At 72.1% G+C, this 16,340-nt stretch carries 15 protein-coding genes; 7 read left to right on the top strand and 8 right to left on the bottom strand.

The annotated features are described in order from the left end of the window. Positions 1–4: 4 nt before the first annotated feature. Complete coding sequence (miaA, locus tag BFV98_RS11645) at positions 5–1,024, bottom strand: tRNA (adenosine(37)-N6)-dimethylallyltransferase MiaA (protein WP_083395262.1); 1,020 nt, start codon at positions 1,022–1,024, stop codon at positions 5–7. Further along, positions 907–1,626 carry a hypothetical protein gene (locus BFV98_RS31890; protein WP_071096274.1) on the bottom strand — a complete coding sequence of 240 codons (720 nt, stop codon included), beginning with the start codon at positions 1,624–1,626 and terminating at the stop codon, positions 907–909. The genes miaA and BFV98_RS31890 overlap by 118 nt, the downstream gene beginning before the upstream one ends. Positions 1,627–1,830: 204 nt before the next feature. Between BFV98_RS31890 and BFV98_RS11655 the strand changes: the two genes are divergently transcribed. Next, a complete protein-coding gene (locus BFV98_RS11655) occupies positions 1,831–3,039 on the top strand; it encodes a DUF349 domain-containing protein (RefSeq protein ID WP_013474481.1) in 1,209 nt (402 codons plus the stop codon). A gap of 331 nt (positions 3,040–3,370) precedes the next feature. Then, positions 3,371–4,993 (top strand): cellulase family glycosylhydrolase, encoded by a 1,623-nt coding sequence (locus tag BFV98_RS11660; RefSeq protein ID WP_071096276.1) that lies wholly within the window; start codon positions 3,371–3,373, stop codon positions 4,991–4,993. 90 nt (positions 4,994–5,083) lie between these two features. On the opposite strand, the gene miaB is transcribed toward BFV98_RS11660, so the two are convergent. Next, positions 5,084–6,583, bottom strand: a complete 1,500-nt coding sequence (miaB, locus tag BFV98_RS11665; RefSeq protein WP_013284741.1) for a tRNA (N6-isopentenyl adenosine(37)-C2)-methylthiotransferase MiaB — start codon at positions 6,581–6,583, stop codon at positions 5,084–5,086. A 52-nt stretch (positions 6,584–6,635) separates the two neighbouring features. Between miaB and BFV98_RS11670 the strand changes: the two genes are divergently transcribed. After that, positions 6,636–6,863 (top strand): DUF2277 family protein, encoded by a 228-nt coding sequence (locus tag BFV98_RS11670; protein ID WP_013284740.1) that lies wholly within the window; start codon positions 6,636–6,638, stop codon positions 6,861–6,863. A gap of 78 nt (positions 6,864–6,941) precedes the next feature. On the opposite strand, the gene BFV98_RS11675 is transcribed toward BFV98_RS11670, so the two are convergent. Both BFV98_RS11675 and selD read right to left on the bottom strand, forming a co-directional pair. Then, on the bottom strand, positions 6,942–7,421 hold the full coding sequence (locus BFV98_RS11675) for a hypothetical protein (protein ID WP_013284739.1): 480 nt from the start codon (positions 7,419–7,421) through the stop codon (positions 6,942–6,944). 214 nt (positions 7,422–7,635) lie between these two features. After that, complete coding sequence (selD, locus tag BFV98_RS11680; protein WP_071096278.1) at positions 7,636–8,625, bottom strand: selenide, water dikinase SelD; 990 nt, start codon at positions 8,623–8,625, stop codon at positions 7,636–7,638. Between the two features lie 199 nt (positions 8,626–8,824). Here selD and BFV98_RS11685 point away from each other — a divergent pair, with 199 nt between their 5' ends. The 4 genes from BFV98_RS11685 to BFV98_RS11700 all read left to right on the top strand — a co-directional run bounded on the left by BFV98_RS11685 (position 8,825) and on the right by BFV98_RS11700 (position 12,173). Further along, positions 8,825–9,580, top strand: a complete 756-nt coding sequence (locus BFV98_RS11685) for an amino acid ABC transporter ATP-binding protein (protein ID WP_030269781.1) — start codon at positions 8,825–8,827, stop codon at positions 9,578–9,580. 50 nt (positions 9,581–9,630) lie between these two features. Further along, a complete protein-coding gene (locus tag BFV98_RS11690) occupies positions 9,631–10,566 on the top strand; it encodes a glutamate ABC transporter substrate-binding protein (protein ID WP_013284736.1) in 936 nt (311 codons plus the stop codon). A gap of 78 nt (positions 10,567–10,644) precedes the next feature. Beyond that, positions 10,645–11,301, top strand: a complete 657-nt coding sequence (locus BFV98_RS11695) for an amino acid ABC transporter permease (protein WP_013284735.1) — start codon at positions 10,645–10,647, stop codon at positions 11,299–11,301. Next, positions 11,298–12,173 carry an amino acid ABC transporter permease gene (locus BFV98_RS11700; protein ID WP_071098841.1) on the top strand — a complete coding sequence of 292 codons (876 nt, stop codon included), beginning with the start codon at positions 11,298–11,300 and terminating at the stop codon, positions 12,171–12,173. Before BFV98_RS11695 ends, BFV98_RS11700 begins: the two co-directional genes overlap by 4 nt. Positions 12,174–12,247: 74 nt before the next feature. On the opposite strand, the gene rny is transcribed toward BFV98_RS11700, so the two are convergent. The 3 genes from rny to BFV98_RS11720 form a co-directional block, all read right to left on the bottom strand. Further along, a complete protein-coding gene (gene rny / locus BFV98_RS11705; RefSeq protein WP_013284733.1) occupies positions 12,248–14,014 on the bottom strand; it encodes a ribonuclease Y in 1,767 nt (588 codons plus the stop codon). Between the two features lie 878 nt (positions 14,015–14,892). Further along, positions 14,893–15,597: a 3-keto-5-aminohexanoate cleavage protein gene (locus BFV98_RS11715; RefSeq protein ID WP_071096282.1), complete on the bottom strand. Its 705-nt coding sequence runs from the start codon at positions 15,595–15,597 to the stop codon at positions 14,893–14,895. Positions 15,598–15,647: 50 nt separating this feature from the next. Next, positions 15,648–16,340 carry a regulatory protein RecX gene (locus BFV98_RS11720; RefSeq protein WP_013284730.1) on the bottom strand — a complete coding sequence of 231 codons (693 nt, stop codon included), beginning with the start codon at positions 16,338–16,340 and terminating at the stop codon, positions 15,648–15,650.

Raw genomic sequence — 16,340 nt, forward strand, 5'->3', positions numbered from 1 at the left:
CCCATCATGGCCGATGCTCGGCGACCACCCGCAGGGCAGTGTCGAGAAACGCGGGCGACGCCGAGTCCAGCCAGTGCACGCGCGGGTCACGCCGGAACCAGGAGCGCTGCCTCCGGACGAACCGGCGGGTCGCGCGGATCGTCTCCTCGTGCGCCTGCGCCTCGGTCAGCTCCCCGGCCAGGAACCGCAGCACCTGCTGGTAGCCGAGCGCCCGGCTCGCCGTCCGCCCCTCGGGCAGCCCTTCGCCGACCAGCGCCCGCACCTCGTCGACCAGGCCGTCGGCCCACATCCGGTCCACCCGCAGCGCGATCCGCTCGTCCAGCGCAGCGGTGTCCAGGTCCACGCCGAGCTGCACCGACGGGTAGTACGGCGTGGGCGACGGCAGCGACGCGGTGAACGGCGCGCCGGTCAGCTCGATCACCTCCAGCGCCCGGACGATCCGCCGCCCGTTGGTGGGCAGGATGCTCGCCGCCGCGCCCGGGTCGGCCTCGGTCAGCCGCGCGTGCAGCGGCAGGGGGCCCACCGCGGCGAGTTCCGCCTCCAGCCGCTCCCGCAGCGCCGGGTCGGTGCCGGGGAACTCGAACTTCTCCAGCACCGCCCGCACGTACAGCCCGGAGCCGCCGACGAGCAGCGGCACCCGTCCCCGGGCCAGAATGTCGTCGACGGCCGCGCGGGCCAGCGCCTGGTATTCCGCGACGCTGGCCGGCTCGGTCACCGGCCAGATGTCCAGCAGGTGGTGCGGCACGCCCTCCCGCTCGGCCGGCGTCAGCTTCGCGGTGCCGATGTCCATGCCCCGGTAGAGCTGCATCGAGTCGGCGTTCACCACCTCGCCGTCGAGCGCGTGCGCCAGTGCGATGCTCAGCGCCGACTTCCCGGCCGCGGTCGGCCCGACCACCGCCACGACCGTCACGACCGCTCCCAGTTCGCCACGAAGTAGGCGACGCCGTAGGGGGCGCGGTGGTAGCTCAGCTCGCCGCGCCAGTCGCCGCCCGCCGCCCGGGCCGCGCCGGCCAGCACCTGCCACGGCGCCCGCCCGGCGACCCTCAGCTCCGCCGACAGCCCCGGGTCCAGGCCGAGCAACGCATCGGCGTCCGCGCCGGCCAGGGCCGCGGCGACCCCCTCGTCGTACGCCTCGGCGCGCGGATCGTCGTACCCCGGCGCCTTGACGCCCCGGCAGGCGGACCCGTCGCCGAGCACGAGCAGCGCGACCCGCGGATCGTCGTCGTCGATCAGGCTCGCGCCGAACTCCGCGCACTCGGCCGGTGTGGCGTCGTGCGCCACCGACCGGGCCAGGCGGGGCAGCTCGGTGCCGGAGCGGTTGAGCAGCCAGGCGCCGACGGTCAGGCTCAGCGGCAGGCGCTCCCCGCCGGAGCAGGAGATCTTCCACAGCCGCACCGGCCGGTCGAGCCCGAAGCCGCGCAGGGAGCCCCAGTCGGCGGAGTTGAACCGGACGGTCTCCGGCCCGCCGCCGACGAGCAGGATCGCCTCGGGGCCGGCGGCGAGCAGCCGGGCCACAGCGGCGTCGGCGGCGGCGCGCAGGTCGTCCAGCTCGGGCGCGGCGGCGCCGGCCAGCTCGGGCACGATCAACGGTGGGTGGGGGCACACGGCGGCGGCGACCAGGGACACGCCCCCAAACCTATCGGGATCCCCCGGTGCGTCCCCGCGCCGATCCGGTCATCGGGGGCGTACAACACCGTATGGTCACGGTCGGCGACAGGCGCTCGACACGGACGGGGGCGGACCTGTGACAATGCCGGGAGAAAGTTTGCTGCGCCGTGGCGGCGAACGAGGGGGCTGTCCCCTCGACGCCGGGAGAACGAGGATGGGCACATGAGCGACTGGACTGCCTTCGGACGGGTCGACGAGGACGGCACCGTCTACGTCAAGACCGCCGAGGGCGAGCGGGTGGTCGGATCCTGGCAGGCAGGGGCACCGGAGGAAGGGCTCGCCCACTTCGCCCGGCGCTACGCCGACCTGGTGACCGAGGTCGATCTGACCGAGGCGCGGCTCAACTCGGGCGCGGCTGATGCCGGCCACTCCCTGACCACGATCCGCCGCATCCGTGGGTCGCTGGCCGAGGCGCACGTCGTCGGTGACATCGACGCCCTTGCCGCCCGCCTGGACAAGCTGGCCACCGTCGCCGAGGAGAAGGCCGGCGAGGCCAAGGCCGCCCGCGAGGCCGCCCGGGGCGAGGCGCTGGCGCGCAAGACCGCCCTGGTCGAGGAGGCCGAGAAGCTGGCCGCCGAGTCGACCGGCTGGAAGACCGCCGGTGACCGGCTCAAGGAGATCCTCGACGAGTGGAAGACCATCCGCGGCGTCGACAAGAAAGCCGACGGTGAGCTGTGGAAGCGGTTCGCCGCCGCACGGGACGGCTTCACCCGCCGCCGGGGCGCCCACTTCGCCTCCCTCGACCAGCAGCGCAAGCAGGCGCAGACGGTCAAGGAGGAGCTGGTCGCCGAGGCGGAGAAGCTCAAGGACTCCAGCGACTGGGGCGTCACCGCCGGTCAGCTCAAGGACCTGATGGCCCAGTGGAAGGCCGCGCCGCGCGCCGCCAAGGAGGCCGAGCAGAAGCTCTGGGAACGGTTCCGCGCCGCGCAGGACGAGTTCTTCACCCGCCGCAGCGAGGTCTTCTCCGCCCGCGACAACGAGCAGCGCGCCAACCTGGAGCGTAAGCAGGCGCTGCTGGCCGAGGCCGAGGCGCTGGACGTCGACGGCGACCCCAAGGGCGCCCAGGCGAAGCTGCGGGAGATCCAGGCGCAGTGGCACGAGGCCGGCCGGGTGCCGCGCGAAGCCGCCGCCGGGCTGGAGCGCCGGCTGCGGGCCGTGGACGACAAGGTCCGCGACGTGATGGACTCGGCGTGGCGGCGTACCTCCAAGGAGGACAACCCGCTGCTGGCGCAGATGCGCGCCCAGGTCGCCGAGGCCGAGGACCGGCTGGCCCGGGCCCAGGCCGCCGGTGACGCCCGCCGGATCAAGGAGGCCGAGCAGGCGCTCGCCTCGAAGCGGCAGTTCCTCCAGCTCGCCGAGCAGGCCGGCTGACGCGAGCACCCCGGCCGGGCAGGCCGGCGGACAGACACATCGGGTGAGCCCCCGGCCGGGTCGGCCGGGGGCTCACCTGCGTCCGGGCCGGGTTGACGCATCGAGGCAGGCTGATCAGAATGAGCGGCGGAGCCAGGTTCCGGCACCGGCACGAGGGCACCGACGGCTGATCTGCGCCGTCGACGATCGCCGGTGCGACATCTCGCGGGTGGCCGTCCACACGACACGGCCCGGCGCGCGCTGCGCGCGTACTCGATGACGAGCGGGACGTGCCTCCTGGTCCTGCCGCCCGCGGCGCCTGCGCGGCGCGGGCATCCGAAGTGGAGCTTCCATGCACCGACGCACCGCCCTCGGCGGCGCCCTGACGGCGCTCGCCACCGCGGCAGCCGGCGTTCTCGTCGCCGCCGCCGTCTCCACCGCACCGGCCGCCGCGGCGGCCGGCGGCACCGGCACCGGTTACCTGCACACCAGCGGCAACAAGATCGTCGACAGTACGGGCGCGACGGTCCGGCTGACCGGCATCAACTGGTTCGGGATGGAGACCGACAACAAGACGTTCCACGGCCTGTGGTCGAGCAACCCGTGGCGCTCGCAGCTCGACACCATGGCCCGGCTGGGCTACAACACGCTGCGGATCCCGTACTCGAACGACGCGCTCAAGGCCGGCGCGACAGCCACCGGCATCAACGACTTCGTCAACCCGGACCTGATCGGGCTCTCCCCGCTGCAGATCCTCGACAAGGTCATCGACTACGCGGGCAGCAAGGGGATGCGGGTCATCCTGGACCGGCACCGGCCCACGTCGGCCGGGCAGTCGCCGCTCTGGTACACCTCGACGGTCTCCGAGGCGACCTGGATCAACGACTGGAAGATGCTGGCCCAGCGGTACGCCGGCAACACCACTGTGATCGGCGCGGACCTGCACAACGAGCCGCACGCCGAGGGCACCAACCCGGCCGCCACCGGCGCCTGCTGGGGCTGCGGCGACACCGCCCGGGACTGGCGGCTGGCCGCCGAGCGGGCCGGCAACGCGATCCTCGGCGTGCAGCCGAACTGGCTGATCTTCGTGGAGGGGGTGAGCTGCCCGAGCGGCGGCCTGTCGAACGTCTGGGACAACGACCCCAGCAACGACGAGGACTGCGGCTGGTGGGGCGGCAACCTGTCCAAGGCCGGGCAGTTCCCGGTCCGGCTGAGCGTGGCGAACCGGCTGGTCTACTCGCCGCACGAGTACGCCACCTCGGTGTACCGCCAGGCCTGGTTCGACGACCCGTCGTACCCGGCGAACATGCCGGCCATCTGGGACAAGTACTGGGGCTACCTCTACAAGCAGAACATCGCGCCGATCATGATGGGCGAGTTCGGCACCACGCTCCAGGACCCCAAGGACAAGATCTGGCTCCAGAACCTGATGGCGTACACCGGCACCGGCGTGAACGGCATGTCGTTCACGTACTGGTCGTGGAACCCGAACTCCGGTGACACGGGCGGCATCGCCAACGACGACTGGACCACGATCAACCAGCCTAAGCAGGACATCCTCACGCCGTACCTGATCCCGCCGACCGGCGGCGGCGGCACCACCAGCCCGTCCCCCACCGGCACGCCGAACACCTCACCGGCGCCGACCACCCCGCCGCCTCCGGTGACCGGTGGCTGCACCGCCACCTACAAGCAGATCAACTCCTGGTCGGGTGGCTTCCAGGGGGAGCTGACGGTCAAGAACACCGGCACCGCCGCGGTGAACCCATGGTCGGCCACCTGGACCTGGCCGTCCGGCGTGACGCTGGCGAGCGGCTGGAACGCCACTGTCACGCAGTCCGGCACCACTGTGACGGCTGCCGCGCCGGCCTGGGCGTCGTCGCTGGCGGCGGGCGCGTCGGTCACCGTCGGCTTCACCGCCAACGGCACCGCCGCGACGCCGGGCGGCGTGAAGCTCAACGGCACCGCCTGCTGACGAAGGAAGGGCCCCTTCTTAACGCCTCCGGTAGAGGAAGGGCCCCCTATTAACACCGAGTGTTAAAAGGGGGCCCTTCCTTACATGCGGTCAGGGGGCGGCGCAGCCGCCTACCGGGGCGGGTGGGGCGGCCGGGGCGCCGATCGTCGGCAGGCCGAGCAGCACCCCGGGGGTACGCGGAACCTGTCCCGCCTCGGCCGCGTCCCCGGCCCGGGTACGCCGGTGCGCCAGCGGCGCGCCGTCGGCGTTGAGGTGGTGCGGGGCGGCGTACGTGACAGTGGTGTGCACGATGTCGCCGGGACGGATCCGCCCGGCCAGGTCACCGGTGGCGAAGTGCACCAGCCGGCCGTCGCGGGCCCGGCCGGACATCCGGCCGGTGCGCTCGTCCTTGCGGCCCTCGCCGACGGCCACGAGCACCTCGACTGTCTCGCCGACGAGCTTCTTGTTCTCCGCCCAGGTGATCTCCTCGACGCAGGCGATCAGCCGCTCGTAGCGCTCCTGCACGACCTGCTTGGGCAGCTGCCCGTCCATCGTCGCGGCCGGGGTGCCGGGACGCTTGGAGTACTGGAACGTGAACGCCGAGGAGAACCGGGCCTCCCGGACCACGTCGAGCGTGCGGGCAAAGTCGGCCTCGGTCTCGCCGGGGAAGCCGACGATGATGTCGGTGGTGATCGCCGCGTCCGGCATCGCCGCCCGGACCTTCTCGATGATCCCCAGGTAGCGCTCCGACCGGTACGAGCGGCGCATCGCCCGCAGCACGTCGTCCGAGCCGGACTGCAACGGCATGTGCAGCGAGTGGCAGACGTTAGGCGTCTCGGCCATCGCGGCGATCACGTCGTCGGTGAAGTCCTTCGGGTGCGGGCTGGTGAACCGCACCCGCTCCAGCCCGTCGATGTCGCCGCAGGCGCGCAACAGCTTGCCGAACGCGTACCGGTCGCCGAACTCGACGCCGTAGGAGTTGACGTTCTGCCCGAGCAGCGTCACCTCCAGCACGCCGGAGTCGACCAGCGCGCGGACCTCGGAGAGGATGTCGCCGGGACGGCGGTCCTTCTCCTTGCCGCGCAGGGAGGGCACGATGCAGAACGTGCAGGTGTTGTTGCAGCCGACGGAGATCGAGACCCACCCGGCGTACGTCGACTCGCGCCGGGTCGGCAGCGTGGAGGGGAAGACCTCCAGCGACTCCAGGATCTCGACCTCGGCCGCGGCGTTGTGCCGCGCCCGGTCCAGCAGCGCCGGCAGCGAGCCGATGTTGTGCGTGCCGAAGACGACGTCCACCCAGGGCGCCTTGCGGACGATGTCGCCGCGGTCCTTCTGGGCCAGGCAGCCGCCGACGGCGATCTGCATCCCGGGGTGCTTCGCCTTCACGGGGCGCAGATGACCCAGGTTGCCGTAGAGCCGGTTGTCGGCGTTCTCCCGGACCGCGCAGGTGTTGAACACCACCACGTCGGGCTGCTCGTCGGCCTCCGCGGCGCGCACGTATCCGGCGTCCTCGAGGAGGCCGGAGATGCGCTCGGAGTCGTGCACGTTCATCTGGCAGCCGTACGTACGCACCTGATAGGTGCGCGGGCTGCCCGCGGCTGCGGTAGTCATGACCCGGACAGCGTATCCGGGTGTAGCCGATCGGATCGAACGAGGAGGAGCCGTGTGCCGGAGCATCAAGACCCTGCGTGAGCCGTACGTCCCGGTGGTGACCGAGGAGGACATCCGCGCCGCCGCGTTGCAGTACGTCCGGAAGATCTCCGGATTCCGTACCCCGGCCGCGCACAACGCGGCCGCGTTCGACGCCGCTGTGGACGCCGTGGCCGCCGCCACCGCGACGCTGCTCGACCAGCTCGTGGTGCGGGGGCAGCAGCCGGCGGCCCGGGGCTGAGCCCGGGGCCGCCACCGCTCGCCGCCGGAGGGGACACGGCGGCGAGCACCGCTCACGGGTGCCGGCCGGCGTCCGCGCTCAGGCGGCGGCGAGCGCCGGGGCGACCGTGTCGGGGGCCCAGCGGGAGCGGTGGCACTGCGACCAGCCCCGGCAGCGCGCGTCGGCGACAGTGCAGAGCCGGTGGTGGCTGAGCACCTCGCCGTCGTCGGTGTCGGCCACGTCGAAGTGCACCGGCCGGATGGTGCCGTCCGGCGCGACCAGCAGGTGCCGGCCGGCGTCGAGCGTGTCGTCGCGCATCAGGCAGTTGCGGCCCAGCAGCCGGGCCAGCGCCGCGATCGCGGGCAGCTCGGACAGGCTCTCGGGCACCCCGTAACAGTCGACCACGGTGCCGTACAGCCCGGGCGCCTCCCACACGTCGCAGACCACCGCGTACGCGGGGAGCCGCATCGGGTCGGCGACGGCCATGGGCATCACCACCCGGCCGAGCGCCTCGGCCAGTGCCGGGTAGACCTCCACCGGCTCGCCGCCGTCGATTCTCCAGTTCCACAGCTCGGTCATGCCGCCTCCTCGCTGCGCTCGTTCCACCGGCCTCCGGATCGGGCCTTAATGTCGATGGTGGGGTGCATTTGACCTCAGCCGGGCGCAAGTTACCGGTCTGTGACCATTCCGGGCAAAATTCCCTCGGGCGACGTTGCCCGGAGTAGCTGGAAGATGACAGTTTATCGGGTACGGTGCCGCGGCGACGGCCCAGCCGCGCCGTGGATCCGGCGGCTCAGCGCACCCGGATCAGGTGCTCCGACGCGGGCAGCAACTCGCCGATCACAGTGCCGCCCGGCACCTCACCGGCGACCAGCAGGCCACCGGAGGTCTGCGCGTCGGCCAGCAGCAGCTGCTCCCCCTCGTCCGCGCCGCCGAAGTCGGTCCACGGGGTGACCCATTCCAGGTTGCGCCGGGTGCCGCCGCTGACGTACCCGTCGCGCAGCGCCTCCCGCGCACCGGGCAGGTACGGCACCGCCGCCGCGTCGATCGCCACCGTCAGGCGGCTCGCGCGGGCCAGCTTCGAGGCGTGCCCGAGCAGGCCGAAGCCGGTCACGTCGGTGCCGCAGCGGATGCCCGCGGCGATCGCCGCGCGGGCGGCGTCCCGGTTGAGCCGGGCCATCGACTCGACCGCCTCGGGGAAGCGCTGCCCGGTCTGCTTGTGCCGGGTGTTGAGCACGCCCACACCGAGCGGCTTGGTCAGCGACAGCGGCAGCCCGGCCCGCCCGGCGTCGAGCGTGATCAGCTCCTCCGGCCGGACCACGCCGGTGACCGCCAGGCCGTACTTCGGGCCGTCGTCGTCCACGCTGTGCCCGCCGGCCAGGTGGCAGTTCGCCTCCCGGGCCACGTCCAGACCGCCGCGCAGCACCTCGCGGGCCATCTCCGGCGGCAGCACGCCGCGCGGCCAGCAGAGCAGGTTGAGCGCGACGAGCGGGGTGCCGCCCATCGCGTACACGTCGGAGAGCGCGTTGGCGGCGGCGATCCGCCCCCAGTCGTAGGCGTCGTCGACCACCGGGGTGAAGAAGTCGGCGGTGCTCACCAGGCCCGTACGCTCGTCCAGCCGGACCACCGCGGCGTCGTCGCCGTTCTCCAGGCCGACCAGCAGGTCGGCCGAGCCGCCGGTGGCGCCGAGACCGGCGACCATCGCCTCCAGCTCGCCGGGTGGGATCTTGCAGGCGCAACCGCCACCACGTGCGTAGTCGGTCAGCCGGATCGCGTCGGTCACCGCCTTATGATCTCCGGCCTGCCCCGGCGGCGCCACCCGGCCCCACCGGCGGGTGACGAAATTCGGACGGGCCGGTACGCCGGTGACCGGTGTTACCGCTCCGTGACCATCTGAGTTGCGATCTGCCACATCACCCCGCCTACAGTTGCCCAACCGGGGGTCGACCGACCCCCGAATTCCGCCATGGACGACAGGGACGGTGGACGACGTGACGACGGGCGACCCGCTGATCGTGCTCGACGGGGTGAACAAGTGGTTCGGGCCGCTGCACGTGCTCGACGACGTGTCCCTGTCCGTCGGCCGGGGCGAGGTGGTCGTGGTCATCGGCCCGTCCGGCTCCGGCAAGTCGACGCTCTGCCGCACCATCAACCGGCTGGAGCCGATCGACAACGGCACCATCACGTTCGACGGGCAGGCGCTGCCGGCCGAGGGCAAGCCCCTGGCCAAGCTGCGCAGCGAGGTCGGCATGGTGTTCCAGTCGTTCAACCTCTTCGCGCACAAGACCATCCTGGAGAACGTCACGCTGGGGCCGGTCAAGGTCCGCAAGGAGAAGCCGGCCGCGGCCCGTGAGCGCGGCCTGGCCCTGCTGGACCGCGTCGGCATCGCCAACCAGGCGGACAAGTACCCGGCGCAGCTCTCCGGCGGTCAGCAGCAGCGGGCGGCGATCGCCCGCGCGCTGGCCATGCAGCCCAAGGCGATGCTGTTCGACGAGCCGACGAGCGCGCTGGACCCGGAGATGGTCGGCGAGGTGCTGGACGTGATGACGTCGCTGGCGAGCGAGGGCATGACCATGGTCGTGGTGACCCACGAGATGGGCTTCGCCCGGCACGCGGCCAACCGGGTCATCTTCATGGCCGACGGCAAGCTGGTCGAGGACGCGCCGCCGGCCGAGTTCTTCGCGAACCCGCGCAGCGAGCGGGCCAAGGACTTCCTCTCCAAGATCCTCACCCACTGAGCGTCCGTAGTGGAGTCGTCCCGTCGACTCCGTCGAAGAAGGAGATGAGTATGCGTTACAAGCGCGTGGCGGCGGTGGCCATGATGGCCTCGCTCGCCCTGTCCGCGGCCGCCTGCGGCAAGGAGGGGAACCCCGCTCCCAGCGGCGGCGGCAACGCCAGCGGTGGTGCGCAGGGCGACAACTGCAGCAGCTCGGGCGTCACCTTCACCCCCAAGACGGACGCCAACGTCGCCGGCAGCCCGGCCTTCGAGAAGATCAAGTCGGCCGGCAAGGTCGTCATCGGCGTCAAGTTCGACCAGCCGAACCTCGGCTACAAGGACGCCCAGGGCAAGCGCTGCGGCTTCGACATCGAGATCGCCCAGTACGTCGCCAGCACGCTCGGCGTCGACCCGGCGAAGATCGAGTACAAGGAGATCGCGTCCGCCAACCGGGAGACCGCGATCAAGGGCGGCGAGATCGACTACTACGTCGGCACCTACTCGATCACCGACAAGCGCAAGAACGACGTCTCCTTCGCCGGGCCGTACTTCGTCGCCGGCCAGGACCTGCTGGTCCGCAAGGACGAGTCGTCGATCACCGGCAAGGACACGCTCAAGGGCAAGAAGGTCTGCTCGGCCACCGGCTCCACGCCGATCCAGAAGATCCGCGACGAGGGCCTGACCGAGGGCGAGAACATCGTCGAGTTCAAGACCTACTCCGAGTGCGTCTCGCAGCTGCTCGACAAGAAGGTCGACGCGGTCACCACCGACGACGCCATCCTCAAGGGCTACGCCGCGCAGAACCCGGACGAGCTCAAGGTCGTCGGCCAGCCGTTCAGCACCGAGAAGTACGGCATCGGCCTGCCCAAGGACGACAAGGCGCTGCGTGACTACGTGAACGACCAGATCGAGGCGGCGTTCACCGACGGCACCTGGAAGAAGATCTACGACGGCACGCTCGGCAAGTCCGGCTCGCCGGCCACCCCGCCGCAGCTCGAGCGGTACTGACGGTCCGCACCGACGTCGGACCGGGCGGGGAGGTCCTCCTCCCCGCCCGGTCCCGTCTGGAGAGAGTGAGAGCGAGGTATGGGCGAGTTCTTCCGCGTCCTGACGGACAACGCGAGCCTGTTCCGCGAGGGGTTCTACAACACCGTCAAGCTGTTCCTGATCGCCGGCGTCGGCAGTCTCGTCCTCGGCATGCTGCTCGGCGCGATGCGGGTGTCACCGGTCCCCGCGTTGCGGGCGTTCGGCGCCACCTACGTCAATCTGGTCCGCAACACTCCCCTGACGCTGGTGTTCGCGTTCCTCGTCTTCGCGGTGCCGAAGCTGGACGTCAACATCGACTACTTCAACAGCGCCTGCATCGCGCTGATCGCCTACACCTCGGCGTTCATCTGCGAGGTGGTCCGCTCCGGCGTGAACACGGTCGCCACCGGCCAGGCCGAGGCGGCCCGCGCGCTGGGCATGACGTTCGCCCAGGTGCTGACGCTGATCGTGCTGCCACAGGCGCTGCGGGCCATGGTCCCGCCCATGATGAGCGTGCTCATCGCCATGCTGAAGAACACCACGATCGCGGCCGGCTTCTCCGTGCTGGAAGCGGGCGCAATCCCGGCGTACATGTCGGAACGGGGTGAGCCGCAGTTCATCGTGCTCACCTGGATCGTGATCGGCTTCCTGATCCTGATCATCCCGCTGGTGGTGCTCCAGCGGATCCTCGAGCGCAAGTGGGCGGTGGCCCGGTGAGCAGCAGCAGCGTCCTCTACGACATCCCCGGCCCGAAGGCCCGCAGGCGCAACCGGATCCTCGGCATCGTCTCGATCGCGGCGATCGTCGCGCTGATCGCGTTCGTGGTCTACAAGTTCAACCAGACCGGCCAGTTCGAGGCCCGCAAGTGGGAGCAGTTCCAGTACGCGGCCGTGCAGCGGGAGCTGCTGAACGGCCTCTGGGCCACGCTGAAGGTCGCCGCCGTCGCCACCGTGCTGGCGCTGCTGTTCGGCGCGTTCTTCGCCAGCGCCCGGCTCAGCGACAAGGTGCTGTTCCGCGCTCCCGCCACGTTCGTGGTGGAGCTGTTCCGGGCCATCCCGCTGCTGATCCTGATCTTCTTCGGCTACTACGTGCCGCTCCAGTACGGCTGGCCGATCGACAAGTTCTGGGCGCTGGTCATCGGGTTGACGCTCTACAACGGCTCGGTGCTGGCGGAGATCTTCCGCGCCGGCATCAACGCCGTGCCGTACGGGCAGTCCGAGGGCGCGTACGCGATCGGCATGCGCAAGAACCAGGTGCTGCGGCTGATCCTGCTGCCGCAGGCGTTCCGGTCGATGCTCCCGGCGATCGTGAGCCAACTCGTCGTCCTGCTCAAGGACACCGCGCTCGGCTTCATCATCACGTACCCGGAGTTGCTCTTCGTGGGCAAGCAGATCGGCGGCCGGCTGGCGTTCGGCCTGCCGTACGTGCCGACGTACCTGATCGTCGCGGCCATCTACATCAGCATCTGCGGCCTGCTGTCGGTGCTGGCCTGGTGGCTGCAGAAGCGGCTGACCCGGCTGCCGCGCACCGCGGCCAAGCCGGTGGCGGCCACGCAGACCGACGGTGGCACCGGCGCCACGTCGCTGTGAGCTGACGTCGTCCGACGGACACGGAACGGGCGGGTGGGGTTCTCCCCCACCCGCCCGTTCTCGGTCTTGCCGGTCTAGCGGGCGATCTCGGTGACCCGGGACTCGCGCACCACTGTCACCCGGATCTGACCCGGGTAGGTCAGCTCCTCCTCGATCTGCTTGGCCACGTCCCGGGCCAGCACCGCCGCGCCGATGTCGTCCACGTCGTCCGGCTTGACCATCACCCGGATCTCCCGGCCCGCCTGCATGGCGAAGACCTTCTCCACGCCCAGCTTCCCGGCCGCGATCTCCTCGATCCGCTCCAGCCGCTTGACGTACGCCTCCAGGCTCTCCCGCCGCGCGCCCGGCCGCCCGCCCGAGCAGGCGTCCGACGCCTGGGTCAGCACCGCCTCGATGGTCTGCGGCGGCACCTCATTGTGGTGCGCCTCGATGGCGTGCACCACGTCCTCGCTCTCGCCGTACTTGCGGGCCACGTCCGCGCCGATGATCGCGTGGCTGCCCTCCACCTCGTGGGTGAGCGCCTTGCCGATGTCGTGCAGGAACGCGCACCGCTTGATCGTCGGCACGTCCAGCCGCAGCTCCGCGGCCATCACGCCGGCGATGTGCGCGGTCTCCACCAGGTGCTTGAGCACGTTCTGCCCGTACGACGTGCGGTAGCGCAACCGGCCCAGCAGCGTGACCAGCTCCGGGTGGATCTCGGTGATGCCGACCTCGACCAGCGCGTCCTCGGCGGCCCGGAGGCACAGCTCCTCCACCTCCTGCCGGGCCACGTCGTAGACCTCCTCGATCCGGTGCGGGTGGATCCGGCCGTCCAGGACCAGCTTCTCCAGCGTGACCCGGCCGACCTCCCGGCGTACCGGGTCGAAGCACGACAGCAGCACCGCCTCGGGCGTGTCGTCGATGATCAGGTTGACGCCGGTGACCGACTCGAAGGCGCGGATGTTGCGCCCCTCCCGGCCGATGATGCGCCCCTTCATCTCGTCGCCGGGCAGGTGCAGCACGCTGACCACGCTCTCCGCGGTCTGCTCGCTGGCGACCCGCTGGATGGCGTCCACCACGATGTTGCGGGCGCGCTGCTCGGCGCTGCCCCGGGCGTCCGCCTCGATCTCCCGGACCAGCAGCGCGGCCTCCCGCTTCGCCTGTCCCTCGATCGACTCGACCAGCTCGGCGCGGGCCGCGTCGGCGGTCAGGCCGGCCACCCGCTCCAGCTCCCGGCGGCGCTGCTCCTCCACCTCGGTCAGCGTCCGCTCGCGCTCGGCCAGGGCGGCCTCCCGGGCGGCGAGCGCCGCGGTGGCGGCGGTGAGCTGCCGCTCCCGCTCGGCCAGCCGCTCCACCTCCTCGGTGTGCAGCCGCTCCCGCTCGTCCATCCGGGCGGCCCGGCGTTCCACCTCGGCCGCCTGCTCCCGGGTGGTGGCGGCCAGCACCGCCACCTCCCGCTCGCCGCTGCGCCGGGCGGTGGCGCGTAACTGCTCGGCGTCCGCCTCGGCCTGCTTGTGCGCCCGCTCCAGCACCGTGTCCGCCTCGGCGCGGGCGTCGTCGAGCACCCGCCGCGCCTCGGCCCGGGCCGCCTTCGCCTCCGCCTTGGCGGCAGCCGCCTCGGCACGCGCCGCCGCTGCTGCGGACTTCGCCACGTCGATGGTGCTGTTCACCTCGTCGGCGGCCGTCCGCAACGCCGCGAGGGACTGTTCCTGCCGGTCCTTCTCCGCGATGAAGGCCGGGTCCTCCGGCGCGGGCGCCAGGCTGAGCCGCTTGAGGGTACGCACGCCGAACAGCACGGCGCCGACCACCACCACGACCAGCAGCAGCACGACCAGGAGGAGGACGACGTCGAAGGCGCTCATCGAGCCGCTCCGCACCGGTACGCGGGCACACTCGCCCGCCGCACTCCGGCGACCCGGCCGGCGTCGCCGGCCCGTCGGGGCTCGGTGGCCGGGCTGTCGCCCGCCGATGCGGGGTCGGGGCCGTGTGGCAGACCGCCGGTGAACCTGTGCCGCCCTGCCATGGCCGCCTCCCCCTGAAACGTCGGCGCCGCAGGACACGCGCGAAGGACACGCGCCTGCGGCTCTGGACGCCCGACCGGAGCGGCTGGCTGTGGGCAGCTTTCCGTCGGCGGTGTCCCTCATGGGGCACCGCTGGCGGCCGGTTGCAGTTGTCGGAGGCTCCGAAAGGTTCCGGAGCTTCCGTCAAGGGCCGGTGTAGCTGGCCAAAGTGATGCTGTTCTGTTACGAGATCTATGTTGTGCGCTTAGCCTGCGCTGGTCGGGCAAAGTGAGCCTGTATGGCGAGGCTAGGTCGCGAGGGGCCGTTCGGTCAAGGAGTCATGATCAAACCACCCGGACGGAGAGAAGTTACGACGTCACTCAGTGGTGATCAGATGCCGGACAGGCCAGGACAAACCCCGCCCCGTAGCGCCGCGACTCGGCCGCTCCGACCTGCTCAGGCCCCTCTCGCACCCCCATGATCAGCTCCGCCGTCACCGTCCCACCCCCGTGATCGAGGACTTGGCGTCCACCCACGACCGCCCAGACGACACAAACTCCTTGATCACCGTCCGGCCGCGCGGCCGCGCCGCCGGGGGTCGCAGGGCCGGCCGGTCCGGCCGGGCGCGCGCGATCATGAGGTTGGCCTGGACAAAACGGACGGGAAGTGCCGCCAAGTTCATGATCGACCTGGCCGGGTGAGGGTCGCGCGAGGGCTGCGCCGAGCCTGCGCCGGGTGGGTCAGCGTGCGGCGAAGGTGAGGGCTGCGGTCACCAGGGTGGCGTTGTCGGGGGCGGGGGTGCCGTCGGGCAGCAGCAGCGTGTCCTCCAGGCCGATCCGGGTGTGCAGGCCACGCCGGACCGCCTCCGCGTACACCGGCCAGGTGGCCGGACCCTCCCCGTGCAGCAGCACCGGCGGGTGCCCGCCGGGCAGCGCGGCGAGGATCGCCGCCGCGTCGGCGAGCGCCGTCTCGACCTGCTCGGCCATGCACTCGACGAGGACCCGCCCGGTGGGCGTAGACCAGCGACGCCAGGCGTCGACCGCCGCCGGGGTCCACAGACCGGCCTCGACCATCACGCCGCGCTCGTGCAGGGCGGCGGCGACCTCGGCCGCTCCGGGTTCGTGGGCGTTCACCGAGGCGAAGTCGGGCAGCACCGTCCAGGCGCGGACGGCGCCGGCCCGCTCGGCCGGGTCGGGGACGATCCAGGCGCCGGTGCTCACGCCGACCGGCAGGCCGGGACGGGCGTCGCGGATGGCGGTGACCGCCGCCGCGATCACTGCCGGGTCGAGCGACTCGGTGCCGCTGTGGTCGCGCGGGTGCACATGCACCGCCGCCACCCCGGCGGTCGCGCAGCGCACCGCGTCGGCGGCCAGTTCGGCCGGGGTGAGCGGCACGGCGGGGTGCTCGTCCAGCCGTCGGGTGCCGTTGAGACACGCCTTCAGCACGGGTGTGCGCCTCCCTCGGGGCGGCGGCCGCGACACCGGCGGCCGGTCGGTCAGTCGAGCCGGCGGGAGTCGAGGTCGTGCTCGGCGTCGGCCATCGCGTCGGCGTCGATGTGCTCGGCGAACTCGGCCGCCTCGGCGCTCTGCGCGGCGAGCGCGTCCTTCACCGCCCGGATCGCCACCCCGGCCGGGTAGCCCTTGCGCGCCAGCATGCCGACCAGGCGCCGGAACACCGCGTCCGGCTCGCCCCGGGTGCTGCGCAGCTTGCGGTCCACCAGGGCGCGGGCGGTCTCCGCCTCGGTCTCCTCGTCCAGCCCGTCCAGTGCCGCGCCGGCCACCTCGCCGTCGACACCGCGCTGACGCAGCTCGTTGGCGAGTGCCCGGCGCGCCAGCCCGCGGCCGTTGTGCCGGCTGCTCACCCAGGCGCGGGCGAAGGCGGCGTCGTCGACGATGCCGACCTCGTCGTACCGGTCGAGGACCTGCTCGGCGACCTCCTCGGAGATGCCCCGGCGGGCCAGCGCACCGGCCAGCTCGGCCCGGGTCCGCGGGCGGACCGCGAGCTGCCGCAGGCAGATCTCCCGGGCCAGCTCGGCCTCGTCGCGCGGCGGAGCCGGAGCCTCCCCTGCATCGGGCTCCGCCGCGCGATCACGGCGCCCCCGGCGAGGCCGGGGCGTACCTGTGGCGTCGCCCGTACGGGGTGGACCGGCATCCCAGCCCCGGCCCGTACGGGCGCGTCGTCCTGCCAC

The organism is Micromonospora sp. WMMB235 (assembly GCF_001855515.1).
In the GTDB taxonomy this organism is placed as follows: Bacteria; Actinomycetota; Actinomycetes; order Mycobacteriales; family Micromonosporaceae; genus Micromonospora; species Micromonospora aurantiaca.

What these genes read in the sequence shown, in the direction of transcription:
- BFV98_RS11690 (WP_013284736.1), top strand. Translation starts at nt 9,631, where the DNA reads ATGCGTTACAAGCGCGTGGCGGCGGTGGCCATGATGGCCTCGCTCGCC.
- BFV98_RS11695 (WP_013284735.1), top strand. Translation starts at nt 10,645, where the DNA reads ATGGGCGAGTTCTTCCGCGTCCTGACGGACAACGCGAGCCTGTTCCGC.
- BFV98_RS11660 (WP_071096276.1), top strand. Translation starts at nt 3,371, where the DNA reads ATGCACCGACGCACCGCCCTCGGCGGCGCCCTGACGGCGCTCGCCACC.
- BFV98_RS11655 (WP_013474481.1), top strand. Translation starts at nt 1,831, where the DNA reads ATGAGCGACTGGACTGCCTTCGGACGGGTCGACGAGGACGGCACCGTC.
- miaB (WP_013284741.1), bottom strand. Translation starts at nt 6,583, where the DNA reads ATGACTACCGCAGCCGCGGGCAGCCCGCGCACCTATCAGGTGCGTACG.
- rny (WP_013284733.1), bottom strand. Translation starts at nt 14,014, where the DNA reads ATGAGCGCCTTCGACGTCGTCCTCCTCCTGGTCGTGCTGCTGCTGGTC.
- BFV98_RS11675 (WP_013284739.1), bottom strand. Translation starts at nt 7,421, where the DNA reads ATGACCGAGCTGTGGAACTGGAGAATCGACGGCGGCGAGCCGGTGGAG.